This is a genomic window from Micromonospora sp. CA-240977, assembly GCF_050942285.1.
Taxonomy (GTDB): Bacteria; Actinomycetota; Actinomycetes; order Mycobacteriales; family Micromonosporaceae; genus Micromonospora.
Window position 1 is genome coordinate 275499 of sequence record NZ_CP192055.1, and the last position, 11860, is coordinate 287358.

The window sequence follows — 11860 nt, forward strand, 5'->3', positions numbered from 1 at the left end:
GGTAGGTGGTGACGCAGGTGACGGCGTGACTGTGGTTGGTGCCTTCGCCGGCACGAGAGCGACCCGCTTGGTGGCCGCCATGCTGCCGCACTTCGCTGCCGCACGAGCCAAGATCACGGGCTGAACGACCCCGCGACGGGGTCGTCGACCTACGGAGTGGTGGGCCGCCAGGGACTCGAACCCTGAACCTATGGATTAAAAGTCCACAGCTCTGCCATTGAGCTAGCGGCCCGCGCGCTCAGGTTACCCGACGGTGAGCGGCGGCGGCTCGGGGCTTCCGCTGCCCGTCAATGCCTGCGGTCCGCGGCTCGTCGCACCTGATCATCACCAGCCGGCGGTGTCCGATTGGATCTTCCGGTCGGGGACGTGGAGTGGATCAAGCCAGATCGCGCAGCGGTGCATGGGCCTGGGTGGCTGGGGAACAGGAATGGCATGAGATCGAGCCGTGCCCCGTCGGTGGCCGCGTCCGGGGAGGAGATCGGGTCGGACGGCGTACGCCAGCCGGGTGGGGAGGTGCACGCCTGGCTGCCCGGTCAGAACCAGACGTTCTGCGGCCTGGCGCTGAGCCGCACCCGGTTGCGGCGCTTCCCGCACGTCAGTTTCGACTACTCCGGCACCGACGTGCTCACCGAGGCCGACACGGTTGGCTGGATCTGCCCGCGTTGCCTGGCCGCCACCACCGGTCGACGGGGAGAGGGCCGGCGCGGGTGGGTCCGAGAGTCCCCGCGCCCTTGATCGACTCGGGTTGCCGGAAGTCGGGCTGTCCCGCCCGCCGCGAGACCGCGACTTCTAGGAAGTCGAGTGGATCAAGCCGCGGGGTCGCGCGCGGGGCCGGCCGCGGGGGTGGCGTGGGTGGTTGAGCTGCTGCTGGGCGGGTACGGGGTCGAGCATGCGGATCGTGGTGGTGGGGGCAAGCGGCAATGTCGGTACGGCGGTGCTGCGGCGGCTGCGCCAGGAGCGGGACGTGGAGTTGACCGGGGTGGTCCGGCGGTTGCCCGGCCCGGATGCCGGTGAACCCTACGACCAGGTGCAGTGGCACTCCTGCGACATCGGGGCGCCGGGCGCGGCGGGGCGGCTCGTCGAGGTGTTCGCGGGTGCGGACGCGGTGGTGCACCTGGCCTGGCAGATCCAGCCCAGCCACGATCAGCGGGTGCTGCGACGGACCAACGTCGAGGGCAGTCGGGCGGTGTTCGACGCGGTGCTCCGGGCCGGTGTGCCGGCCGTGGTGTACGCCTCGTCGGTCGGCGCCTACGCCCCTGGCCCGAAGGACCACCCGATCAGTGAGCGGTGGCCGGCCACGGGGGTGCCCGGCTCGTCGTACAGCGAGCACAAGGCGGAGGTGGAGGCGCTGCTGGACGTGGTCGAGCGTGATCACCCGACGCTGCGGGTGGTGCGGATGCGACCCGGGCTGGTCTTCCAGCGGGCCGCCGGTGCGGAGATCACCCGCTACTTCCTCGGCCCGCTGGCGCCGGTGCGGCTGCTGCGCTTCGGCCGGATTCCGCTGGTGCCGACGAACCGCCGGTTGCGGATGCAGGCGGTGCACGCCGACGACGTGGCCGATGCGTACACCCGGGCGGTCTTGGGTGATGTGCGCGGCGCGTTCAACGTCGCCGCGGACCCGGTGCTCACCCCGGAGCTGGTGGCCCGGCACTTCCACGGTTGGACGGTGCCGGTCGCCGCGCCGGTGCTGCGGGTGGCGGCGGCCCTGACCTGGCGGGCGCGGTTGCAGCCGGTCGACGCGGGCTGGGTGGAGCTGGGCCTGAACGCTCCGCTGATGTCCAGCGCGCGGGCGGAGACCGAGCTGGGTTGGCGGCCCGGGATCAGTGCGCTCACCGCGCTCAAGGAGCTCTTCGCCGGAATGGCCGACGGCGGCCACACCGGGAGCCCTCCGCTGTCCGGCGCGCGCGACCTGCCGGGCCGTCCCGCCGCCCTCCTCCAGGCTCGCCCGCCGGGCCAGGGAAACCCCTACTGAGTGCTAGCTCAGTTTGGAGCCGGTCACCGTGGGGTTCTGGGCGCCCAGGAAGAAGATGCCGGGGAAGCCTCGGGTCTCGAACTTGCCGCTGGGGTTGCGGCGCAGCGTCGAGCTTTCGATCTTCATGGTGCCGGTGCGGTTGTTGCTCACGAAGAAGACCGCCCCGCCGCCCTCGTTGGCCTTGTTGTTCTCGATGATCGTGCCGGCGATCCGTACGGTGAACTCGTTGCCGTCGCAGTAGATCGCGCCGCCGCTGCCGCCGCCGGGTGTGCCGGACTTGGCCGGGTTGGCGCCGCTGCCGATCGCCTCGTTGTGGCTGAGCACGCTGTTCAGCACCACCCAGGAGACGCCGATGCTGCTGAACGCGCCCCCGTTGGAGCAGGAGCCGCCCTGGCCGGACGCGCCGCCGAAGGTGCTGCCCACCACGTACACCGGCTTGTTCTCGAACTGGCTCAGCACCCGGATGGCCGCGCCGCCCAGGTCGGGGCCGGTGCGGTCGCAGCGGTTGCGGACGAAGCGCGAGTTGACCACCTTGAACCGCCCGCCGCGGACGAAGATCGCCCCGCCGCCGCCACCCTCGGCCTTCTCGCCCGTGGAGTTGCCGTCGGCGAAGGTGAGGTTCTGCACGGTGAGCTGCGGGTGGTCCTGGTTCTGGCAGTGCGAGGTGGTGAAGCCCTGGGCCTCGTCGCAGGTGTTCAGGTAGAGGATGCGGCGCTGCCCCTGGCCGCTCAGTGTGACAGTGCCGCCGCCGTCCAGCACGACCTTCGGCCCGTTGGCGTTGCGGACCTTCGCGGTGGCGGTCATCTTGATCGTCACCGGTGCGGGTCCACAGTTGAACGTGATGACGCCGCCGGCCGCGACGGCCTTCACGACCGCGGCGGAGGTGCAGCTCGCCGGGGTGCCGGTGCCGATGGTCCGGGTCGGCTTCGAGGTGTCCACCGCCCGTGCCTCGGCCGGAACGGTGGCGTGGCCGTTCGGGTTGCCGGCCGCGAGCACCTTCGCGGCGGGCTTGGGGCTCGCGCTGGCCCCCGGGCCGCCGAGGCCGTCGCGGGCCTGCGGCGCGTTGGTCGGGGCGCCCGTCGGCGGGGCCACCGGCGAGGCCGACGAGCCGGGTTGGAAGGCGGGGGCCGGCTCGTTGGACGCGCAGGCGGGCAGGGTCGCCGTGGCGACACCGAGGACGAGCAGAGCGGCAAGCGACGTCATGCGCACCCCGTGATGCTAGGAGTCGTACCGGCGTCGCGACGAATCCACAGTGCGGGATTAATCAGTGGTTAAGGCGGGGCGGGCGGTCAGGCGTGGGAGAGGGCGAAGGCGGTCAGGAACCCGGCGACCGTGATGAGGCCGACAAGCAGGTGGGCGTTCTCGAACGCCTCCGGGACCATGGTGTCGGTGATCATGGCGAGGATCGCCCCGGCGGCAAGCGCCGTGATGCCGGCCAGCACCTCCGGCGGCGCGCCACCCAGCACCGTGTTGCCGAGCAGCGCGGCCACCCCGCTGATCAGCGCGATCCCGATCCAGAGCAGGAAGACGTACCGCCGGGATCGGCCGGCCTGGCGCATGCCGGCCGCGCTGGACAGCCCCTCCGGAACGTTGCTGAGGAAAACCGCCACCACCGTGACCAGGCTGACCGCGCCGCCGCTGAGCAGGCTCGCGCCGATCACCACGGATTCCGGTATGCCGTCCAGCAGCGCGCCCACCGCGATCGCCGACCCCGAGCCGGGCTGCTCACCCTCGGAGGGCTGCTTGTCGCCGGAGCGCTTCCGGTGCCGCGCGCCGTGCCGGGCGAGGGCCAGATTGGCCAGGGTGTAGGCCACCGCGCCACCGCCCGCGCCGACCGCGGTGGGCAGCAGCCCGCCTTGGTCGTGCGCCTCGGCGATCAGCTCGAACGACACGGCGGAGAGCAGCACCCCCGCCCCGAACGCCATGATCGACGCGATGACGCGCTGCGGGACCCGGGCAAACCAACCGACCGCCGCCCCGACCAGCAGGGCCGATCCGGCCAGCAGCCCCCACCCACCCGCCTGTAACCACTCCGGCATTCCCGGGACCATACCCACGGTCGCCAGGCCGACAAACCCGGTCGTGAGGCAGGCTCAGAAGTCGGCGAAGAGGTACGGCACCCGGCGGGGGAAGATGCCGCGCAACTCCGCGGCGGCGTCCACCGGCACCGCACCCAGGCCCCGCAACGGCAGCTCGGCCGGATCCAGCACCCCGTACGCCAGGGCGGAGAGCCCGGCCGCCGTGAGGGTGGCGGTCGGCGTACGGCCGGCGGTGTCGGCGACCACCTCCAGCGCGCCGGTCGTGCCGTCCAGTAGATGGGTGCCGGCCAGCCAGCGGTCCCCGGTCAGCTCGATCCGTACCCGACCGGGGCCGGCCGGTAGCCCGCGCAACGCGTCAAGCGACAACAGCCGGGCCATCGGGGCGGACGAACCCGGGATGGCTACCTTGGCCTCGACGTGCACGTCCAGGTCGGTCAGCCACAGCTCCGGCAGCTCGTCCGGTGGAACCTGGACGGTGACCCGCTCGATCTGGTCGACGTGCCGGGCGAAGAACTGCAACAGCAACGCCCGCGCGAGCGGATCGTTGACCAGCAGCTCGTTGCCGTGCATCGTGCCGCCGTGCTCGTCGATCCGGTAGGTCACCGCGCCGGTGACTTCGCCGTCGACGCGGGCGGTGAGCAGCCAGTACTCGTCCCGGTCGCGCATCCCGTTCGCCCGGTAGTCCGGGAAGAGCGCGAAGCCGTGCCGCTCCTTCAGGCACCGCTCGGTGAACGCGCGCCACGCCGGATAGCCGGCGCCGATGCGCTCCCAGCCCACCTCGCCGGGCAGGTCCGCGCGCAGCAGTGAGTCCAGGTGGGCCGGCTTGAAGGTGACAGTGCGCGCCTTGGGTAACCCGACGTAGCCGAACCGGGCGTAGAAGCTGGGCCGGAACGGGTAGAGGGCGCTGAGCGGATGCCCCTCGTCGCGTACCTCGTCGAGGAGTTGGTGCAGCAGCGCCCGAACGTGCCCCTGCCGGCGGGCCAGCGGATGGGTGGCGACCCCGGCGACGCCCGCCATCGGCAACACCGTCCCGCGCAGGTTCTGCCGCATCGGGATGGACGAGACGGCGGCCAGCGTGACACCGGCCTCCTCGGCGATCAGCGTCCGGTTGCCCTGGTTGTAGGGCAGGTAGTCGCGGAACTCCTCGGTTCGGGCAGCGCCGAGCGGCGAGGACTCGAAGGCGTACGCGGCCAACGGGAAGCTGGTGGTGAGACGTTCGTCGGCGGTCACCCGGCGGATGGTCATCCGCCCATCTCAACCCGCCGTGCCAGCCGGAGCAACCGGATTGACGGTATCCGCGACCCGGACGCCAGCGTGGGCCGGTCGGCTGAGCTCAGCGGGCGACGACGTCGGAGACCACGACTGTGACGTTGTCCGGTGCGCCGGCGTGGTGGGCGAGCTTCACCAACTGCTCGCCACACTGCTGGCGGTCGGCGTACATGCCCAGCGCCGCCGCGATGGCGTCGTCCTCGACGTAGTCGGAGAGCCCGTCGCTGCACAGCAGCAGCCGGTCGCCGGGGACCACGGTGAGCACGCCGATCGCCGGTGGGGTGTCGGCGCCCTGCACGGCCCGGGTCACCAGGGACCGCTGCGGGTGGTGGCGGGCCTGCTCCGGGGCGAGGGTGCCCTGGTCGACAAGGGCCTGGACGAACGTGTCGTCCCTGGTGAGCTGGGTCAGCTCCCCGTCGCGCAGCAGGTAGCAGCGGGAGTCGCCGACCTGGGCCAGGACCAGCGTCTCGCCGGCCAACAGCGCCGCGGTGAGCGTGGTGCCCATCCCGTCGCGGCTCGGGTCGACGGTGATGGCGGCGTGGATGCGCTGGTTGGCGGTGCTGACCACGGCACGCAGGGCGTCGGCGGCGCCGTCGGGCTCGGTGGGCGGGGCCAGCTCGTCCAGGATCCGGATCACGATCTCGCTCGCCACCTCGCCCGCGGGCAGCCCACCCATGCCGTCGGCGACGGCGATCAGGCGGTCACCGGCGAGGGCGGAGTCCTCGTTGTTGGTGCGAACCAGGCCGATGTCGTTGAGGATGACCGAGCGGAGGATCAGCGTCATGGGGTCAAGCTTGCCAAGAACACCCCGCCTTCGTCTCTACGCCTCCTGCGTGCGTCGAGAAATGATTGCGATTTTCGTCGGCGGGCCCGACGGCGCGTGACCGATCGGCCGGGCCTCAGCGCCGCGGATAGCGCAGCAGGAGGCTGGCGGCGACCTCCTCGTCACCCACCGCCGCGTAGCTGTGCGGCACGTCGGACACCCAGCGGAGGTGACCGCCGGCCGGCGCGGTCAGCGGTGCGTCGGCCGGGCCGGCGCGCAGCACCCCGGCAAAGACGGTGACATGCTCGGTGACCCCCGGCTGGTGGGCGGGAGAGAGCTGCACCGGGCCGGGCGCGACCCGCATGCGGTACAGCTCGTAGGTCGCGTCGGTGTCGGTGAACACCTCCAGCAGGGTGGCGGTGACCGCTGTGCCGTGCGCGGTGGGCCCGGCGGTCGGCTCGGCCAGCAGGGCGGTGAACGGTACGCCGAGTTGCGCGGTGACCGCCCAGAGCGTCTCCAGGGTCGGGTTGCGGGTGCCGTGCTCCAGGCCGGAGAGGGTGGCCTTCCCGACGCCGGCGAGCCGGGCCAGGGTGGACAGCGAGATTCCCCGCTCCTCGCGCAGGGCGCGGACCCGGCGGCCGACGACGGCGGGGTCCACGTCGAGGCCCGGGCGGCGGGCTGGTGGTGGGTGCGGCACCAGGCTATCGTGCTACACACTGTCGTTCCGTAAACGGAACGGAACACCCCGGGAGGGTGGCATGGCGGGACGCGTCCAACCGGTGTTGGCCGGCGTGGTCACCGCCCTTGTCGGCTTCGCCAGCTCGTTCACGGTCGTGCTGGCCGGGCTCCGCGCGGCCGGCGCGTCGGACGCGCAGGCCGCCTCCGGCCTGCTCGCCCTCTGCGTGGCGTGCGGGCTCGCCGCGGCCTGGCTGGGCTGGCGGCACCGGATACCGATGAGCGTGGCCTGGTCCACGCCGGGCGCGGCGCTGCTGGTGGCCACCGGACCACCGCCGGGCGGTTGGCCGGTCGCGGTGGGGGCCTTCCTCGTCTCCGGTGTGCTGATCGTGGCGGCCGGGCTGTTCCCGCCGCTCGGCCGTGCGGTGGCCGCCATCCCCAAGCCGGTGGCCGGCGCGATGCTCGCCGGGGTGCTGCTCCCGCTGTGCACCGCCCCGGTCCGCGCCCTTGTGGAGTTGCCAGTGGTGGCGGGCCCGGTGGTGATCGGCTGGCTGCTGCTGCACCGGTTCGCCCGCCGCTGGGCGGTGCCCGGCGCGTTGCTGGTGGCGGTGGTCGCGATCGCGCTGACCGCCCCGCCGGCCGGCTTGACCGGTGCCGCGCTGGCCCCGTCGATCACCGTGACGGCGCCGGCCTGGAACGCGTCCGCGCTGATCGGCCTCGCCCTACCGCTGTTCCTGGTCACCATGGCCGCACAGAACGTGCCCGGCATGGCGGTGCTGGCCGGCTACGGCTACCGGCCGCCGTTCGGCGCCGCGCTACGGGCCACCGGCCTGGCCAGCCTGCTCGCCGCCCCGGCCGGCGGGCACGCGGTGAACCTCGCGGCGATCACCGCCGCGCTGGCCGCCGGCCCCGACGCGCATCCGGACCCGGAGCGCCGATGGGTCGCCTCGGTCACCGCCGGCATCGGGCTGGCCCTGCTCGGTCTCGGCGCCGGCGTGGCGACCACGCTGGTCGCGGTCGCCCCGCCGATCCTCATCGAGGCGGTCGCCGGGCTGGCCCTGCTGGGCGCCCTCGCCACCGCGCTCGCCGCGGCGGTGAGCGACCCGGCGACCCGGGAGGCCGCCGTTGTCACCTTCGTGGTGACCGCCTCCGGGGTGACCCTGATCGGCGTGGGCGGGGCGTTCTGGGGTCTGGTCGCGGGCTGTCTGATGGTGCTGCTCTTCCACCGCCGCCCACCCGCCGACGGGCCGGAAAGATCCACACCAGTTCAAGGAAGTCGGGGTGTCCAGGCCGACCGGATACCCCAACATCACTGAACCCGAGGTGATCAGGGCGGCGAAGCTACTCCTCGGGCGGCAGGTCGGCCACGCCCACGGCGAGGAGGACCCGGCCGTCGGCCACCGAGCCGATCCGGTCGGCCGGTACGTAGACCGCGCCCGTGCGGGTCAGCTCCGTGGAGACCTTCAGGTAGCCGCTGTGCAGCAGCCGCGCCGCCAGGTCGGCCGGGACATCCGGCTCCTCCACGGCGGTGGCCTCGATCAGCTCGTCCAGGCTGCTGCCCGGGTCGGCGGTCGACGTCTGGACGGTCACCGCGTTGGGGTCGCCCCGCTGGACGAGGTCCACGGTCCCGACCTCGGTGCCGGCTGAGTCGATCACCGGCATCCCGGTGGTGATCCGCGAGATGGTCTCCTGCTGGTCCATCCCGCTGCGGTTCCCTGGGCGCCGCGCCGCTAAACGCCAATGCCGACCGGCCAGCTCCTCAACCGTTCGGGAGGGTCCAGCCGCCGGGCGGGCGGGGGGACAGCTCCCGCCAGGTGTCCGGGCCGTCGAGGAGCGCCCGGACGGTGTCCTCGGCCTCGTCCGCACTGCCGTACTCGTAGAACCGGGAGATGCCCTCGGCGCCGCCGGCCCGCTGCTCGACGTGCCACCGGTCGGCGTCCACCCGCAGGAAGACGTCCCGTCGGGCCAGCCGCCCCCATTTCCCGTTCCACCAGTGCTTCCGCTGCTCCATGGCGGGACTCTATCGAACACACGTACGAGAAGGTGCGGCCCCTGCGGGAATCCCACAGGGGCCGATGTGCATCCGTTCGGTGTCAGCGCGGCGCCGGGGGTTCGGTGCGCCGGCCCAGTACGTCGTCGAGCGCCCCGCGCTGCTGGCCGGGGGTGGCGTGACCGGCGGAGACGAGCGCGTCCCGGATCTCGGTGAGCAGCTTGATCTCCTCGCTCGGCGCCGCCGGCGGCGGCTCCTCGCCCCGACGCCGCCGCTCGGCCAGCTTGTTCATCGGGTAGACCACGAAGAAGTAGAGCACCGCCGCGGTGAGCAGGAACGTGATCAGGGCGTTGATGAACGCGGCCCATTCGAAGGTCTGGCCCCCGATCGTCCACCTTCCGGCTGAGAGGCCGCTGCCTCCGCCCATCATCTTGATCAGCGGTTCGAGGAAGGACTTGGTGAGCTGGGTGACGACGCCGGTGAACGCGGCGCCGATCACGATGCCGACCGCCAGGTCGACGACGTTGCCGCGCATGATGAAGTCTTTGAAGCCCTTGAGCATTCGTACTCCCGAGGTGTCCGCTTTTCTGTCGGGCACAACCTATGCCCGTTGGGCGGGTTCCAGAAAAGCGCCGGCTTCGAGCGCCGCCCGGCCCGGATCGCCAGCCCGGATCGCCTCGACCAACCGGGTGTGGTCGACGTAGCGCTCGGGCGTGAGCGCACCCCCCATCGCCTGCGCGACAGTGCTGCGCAGGGCGGTGCCGACCGAGGCGTACAGCTCGGCGAGCATGGCGTTGTGCGCGGCGGCGACCACCGCGACGTGCAGGGCCGCGTCGGCCTCGACGAACGCGTCGACCCGGCCGCCGCGCCAGGCGGCCTCGCGTTCGGCGAGCACGCCGTCGAGCACCGCCAGGTCCTCCGGGGTACGCCGCAGCGCGGCGAGCCGGGCGGCCTCCACCTCGAAGGCGCGCCGCACCTCGATGACCTCGGTCATCCGGTCGTCGCTGAGCCGGCGGGCGACCACCGGCGCCAGCTCGTCGGTGGACACCACGTACGTGCCGGAGCCCTGCCGGCACTCCAGCACCCCGGCGTGCACCAGGGCGCGGACGGCCTCCCGGACGGTGTTGCGCCCCACGCCCAGCGCGGCGACGAGCTGCGGCTCGGTGGGGATGCGCCCGCCGACCGGCCACTCGCCGCCGAGGATCCGGGCGCGGAGCTGCTCGATGGTCTGCCGGACCCGGTGGCCGCGGGGCGGCACCAGCGGCGGGGAGGGGGAATCGACCGACGGTGGCACTCGTTACATCACCGGCCTGAAATTCATCCCATGATTGTAGGTTAACGGTCATGACCCCGCCACCCACCGCCGCTCCGGCGCCGCCCGCTCCCGTCCTCGTCGACCCACCCTCGACGCGCGACCCCGGTGCCGGCCGACGGACGCACCCGGCGACCGGTGGCGCGCTCGTGCTGGTCGGGATGCTGCTTGTCGCGCTCAACCTGCGCGCGGTGGTGACCAGCCTGGGCGCCCTGCTCGACGAGGTCCGCGACGGGCTGGGACTCTCCGGCGCGATGGCCGGTCTGGTCACCACCCTGCCGACCATCGCGTTCGCCGGCCTCGGCGCGCTCACCCCGTGGCTGGTCCGCCGGGTGGCGCCGGCCCGGGTGCTGGTGGTCGCCATGGTCGCCCTCGCCGCCGGCCAGGTGCTCCGGGCCACCACCGACTCGGCCTGGATCTTCGTGCTCACCAGCGCCCTGGCACTGGCCGGCATCGCGGTCGCCAACATCCTGCTGCCGATGCTTGTCAAGCAACACTTCCCGCACCGGACCGGGCTGGTCACCGGGGCGTACACGATGGCGTTGACCCTCGGCACGACGGTCGCCGCGGCCTCGGCGGTGCCGATCGCGCACGCCTTCGGCTCGTGGCGGGCGGGGCTGGGCGTCTGGGCCGCGATGGCCGCGGTGGCCGTACTCCCGTGGGTGCCACTCGCGCTGCGGACCCGGGCGGGCGCGCGGCGCTCGACCCCGACGGCGGTCGCCGCCGCGCCGGTGCGCGTCCGGCCGGCGCGGACCCGGCTCGGCTGGGCGATGGCCGTCTACTTCGGGGCGCAGTCACTCAGCGGGTACGCGATCATGGGCTGGCTGGCCCAGCTGTTCCGGGACGCCGGCTACCAGCCGGAGTCGGCCGGACTGCTGCTCGCCGGAGTGACAGCGCTCGGCGTGCCGATCGCGCTGCTGATGCCCACCGTGGCCGGCCGGCTGACCAGCCTGCGCCCGTTGGTGCTCGGGCTGACCACCGCGTCGACGCTGGCCTACCTGGGCCTGGCGTTCGCCCCGCGGGGTGCCGCGCTGCTCTGGGTCGCCCTGCTGGCGATCGGCCAGGGCGCGTTCCCGATGATCCTGACCGCCATCGGTCTGCGCGCCCGCACCGCCGAGGGGACTGTCGCGCTCTCCGCGTTCGCGCAGAGCACCGGGTACGTGATCGCCGCTCTCGGCCCGCTGCTTGTCGGCATCCTCTACGAGGTCACCGGCGGCTGGACCGCGCCGCTCGGGTTCCTGCTGGGGGCGCTCGCCGTGCAGACGGCGGCGGGCATGGCGATCGCTCGTCCCCGCTACGTCGAGGACGAGTGAGGAACGGCAGAACTCAGGAGGAGGCCGGCGTCGGTTCGCCGGCGACTGCCTCGTCCACCGTCGGGTAGGTGTGCAGCACCTCGACCAGCCCGCTCACCTCGAGGATGCGCAGCACGCCCCGCTGCGGTGCGGCCAGCCGCACCACGCCGCCGGCCTCGTCGCAGCTGTTCTTGGCGCGGACGAAGACCGACAGACCCGTCGAGTCGCAGAACGAGACCTCGGCCAGGTCGAACACCAGCCGGTTGCGACCCTTGTCGAGCAGGTCGGTGATCTGGTCCTGCAGTTGCGGTGCGGTGGCCATGTCCAGCTCGCCCGCGACCGACACGACGACCACGTCGCCGCGTTGTTCCGTGTGCACCGTCAACGACATTCGCCAGACCTCCTGTTATCGGGGGAACGGTATCCCACGACCGGGGTCGGATGCAGAACGGGAGCCGTGATCCGGTGGCCGTCATCATTTCATTGCTACGGGGCAAGTAGTTGGTCAGGCCCCGGTGATAGAGTCCGCCCGGTCCAGGTCAAGGGGG

At 72.8% G+C, this 11860-nt stretch carries 14 protein-coding genes and 1 tRNA gene; 4 read left to right on the forward strand and 11 right to left on the reverse strand.

The window, feature by feature from the left end; genetic code table 11:
• Positions 1-157: 157 nt before the first annotated feature.
• Positions 158-232, reverse strand: a tRNA-Lys gene (locus ACQPWW_RS01380).
• Positions 233-432: 200 nt separating this feature from the next.
• On the opposite strand from ACQPWW_RS01380, the gene ACQPWW_RS01385 reads away from it, so the two are divergent.
• Both ACQPWW_RS01385 and ACQPWW_RS01390 read left to right on the forward strand, forming a co-directional pair.
• Positions 433-735, forward strand: a complete 303-nt coding sequence (locus tag ACQPWW_RS01385) for a hypothetical protein (RefSeq protein WP_433128326.1) — start codon at positions 433-435, stop codon at positions 733-735.
• Positions 736-889: 154 nt separating this feature from the next.
• Positions 890-1972: an NAD-dependent epimerase/dehydratase family protein gene (locus ACQPWW_RS01390; protein WP_433128328.1), complete on the forward strand. Its 1083-nt coding sequence runs from the start codon at positions 890-892 to the stop codon at positions 1970-1972.
• Positions 1973-1975: 3 nt separating this feature from the next.
• Here ACQPWW_RS01390 and ACQPWW_RS01395 read toward each other — a convergent pair whose 3' ends face one another.
• The 5 genes from ACQPWW_RS01395 to ACQPWW_RS01415 all read right to left on the reverse strand — a co-directional run bounded on the left by ACQPWW_RS01395 (position 1976) and on the right by ACQPWW_RS01415 (position 6740).
• Positions 1976-3175 carry a hypothetical protein gene (locus ACQPWW_RS01395; RefSeq protein ID WP_433134061.1) on the reverse strand — a complete coding sequence of 400 codons (1200 nt, stop codon included), beginning with the start codon at positions 3173-3175 and terminating at the stop codon, positions 1976-1978.
• Between the two features lie 86 nt (positions 3176-3261).
• Positions 3262-4011: a ZIP family metal transporter gene (locus tag ACQPWW_RS01400; protein ID WP_433128330.1), complete on the reverse strand. Its 750-nt coding sequence runs from the start codon at positions 4009-4011 to the stop codon at positions 3262-3264.
• Between the two features lie 54 nt (positions 4012-4065).
• Entirely contained in the window at positions 4066-5256 is a 1191-nt protein-coding gene (locus ACQPWW_RS01405) for a GNAT family N-acetyltransferase (protein WP_433128332.1), read from the reverse strand.
• A gap of 88 nt (positions 5257-5344) precedes the next feature.
• Positions 5345-6064: a PP2C family protein-serine/threonine phosphatase gene (locus tag ACQPWW_RS01410; protein ID WP_433128334.1), complete on the reverse strand. Its 720-nt coding sequence runs from the start codon at positions 6062-6064 to the stop codon at positions 5345-5347.
• Positions 6065-6179: 115 nt separating this feature from the next.
• Complete coding sequence (locus tag ACQPWW_RS01415) at positions 6180-6740, reverse strand: helix-turn-helix domain-containing protein (protein WP_433128336.1); 561 nt, start codon at positions 6738-6740, stop codon at positions 6180-6182.
• Positions 6741-6801: 61 nt separating this feature from the next.
• Here ACQPWW_RS01415 and ACQPWW_RS01420 point away from each other — a divergent pair, with 61 nt between their 5' ends.
• Positions 6802-8034, forward strand: coding sequence for a benzoate/H(+) symporter BenE family transporter (locus ACQPWW_RS01420; RefSeq protein ID WP_433128338.1), 1233 nt, complete (start codon positions 6802-6804; stop codon positions 8032-8034).
• A gap of 25 nt (positions 8035-8059) precedes the next feature.
• Here ACQPWW_RS01420 and ACQPWW_RS01425 read toward each other — a convergent pair whose 3' ends face one another.
• From ACQPWW_RS01425 to ACQPWW_RS01440, 4 genes are all read right to left on the reverse strand, one after another.
• The gene (locus tag ACQPWW_RS01425; RefSeq protein WP_433128340.1) at positions 8060-8419 is read right to left on the reverse strand and encodes a hypothetical protein; all 360 of its coding nucleotides are present in this window, start codon (positions 8417-8419) and stop codon (positions 8060-8062) included.
• Between the two features lie 58 nt (positions 8420-8477).
• Positions 8478-8729 carry a hypothetical protein gene (locus ACQPWW_RS01430; protein ID WP_238678688.1) on the reverse strand — a complete coding sequence of 84 codons (252 nt, stop codon included), beginning with the start codon at positions 8727-8729 and terminating at the stop codon, positions 8478-8480.
• A gap of 82 nt (positions 8730-8811) precedes the next feature.
• On the reverse strand, positions 8812-9270 hold the full coding sequence (gene mscL, locus ACQPWW_RS01435) for a large conductance mechanosensitive channel protein MscL (protein WP_433128342.1): 459 nt from the start codon (positions 9268-9270) through the stop codon (positions 8812-8814).
• 39 nt (positions 9271-9309) lie between these two features.
• Positions 9310-10002, reverse strand: coding sequence for a FadR/GntR family transcriptional regulator (locus ACQPWW_RS01440; protein WP_433128344.1), 693 nt, complete (start codon positions 10000-10002; stop codon positions 9310-9312).
• 50 nt (positions 10003-10052) lie between these two features.
• Between ACQPWW_RS01440 and ACQPWW_RS01445 the strand changes: the two genes are divergently transcribed.
• Complete coding sequence (locus tag ACQPWW_RS01445; RefSeq protein WP_433128346.1) at positions 10053-11333, forward strand: MFS transporter; 1281 nt, start codon at positions 10053-10055, stop codon at positions 11331-11333.
• 13 nt (positions 11334-11346) lie between these two features.
• Here ACQPWW_RS01445 and ACQPWW_RS01450 read toward each other — a convergent pair whose 3' ends face one another.
• Positions 11347-11703, reverse strand: a complete 357-nt coding sequence (locus ACQPWW_RS01450) for an STAS domain-containing protein (protein WP_281585526.1) — start codon at positions 11701-11703, stop codon at positions 11347-11349.
• Between the last annotated feature and the right edge of the window lie 157 nt (positions 11704-11860).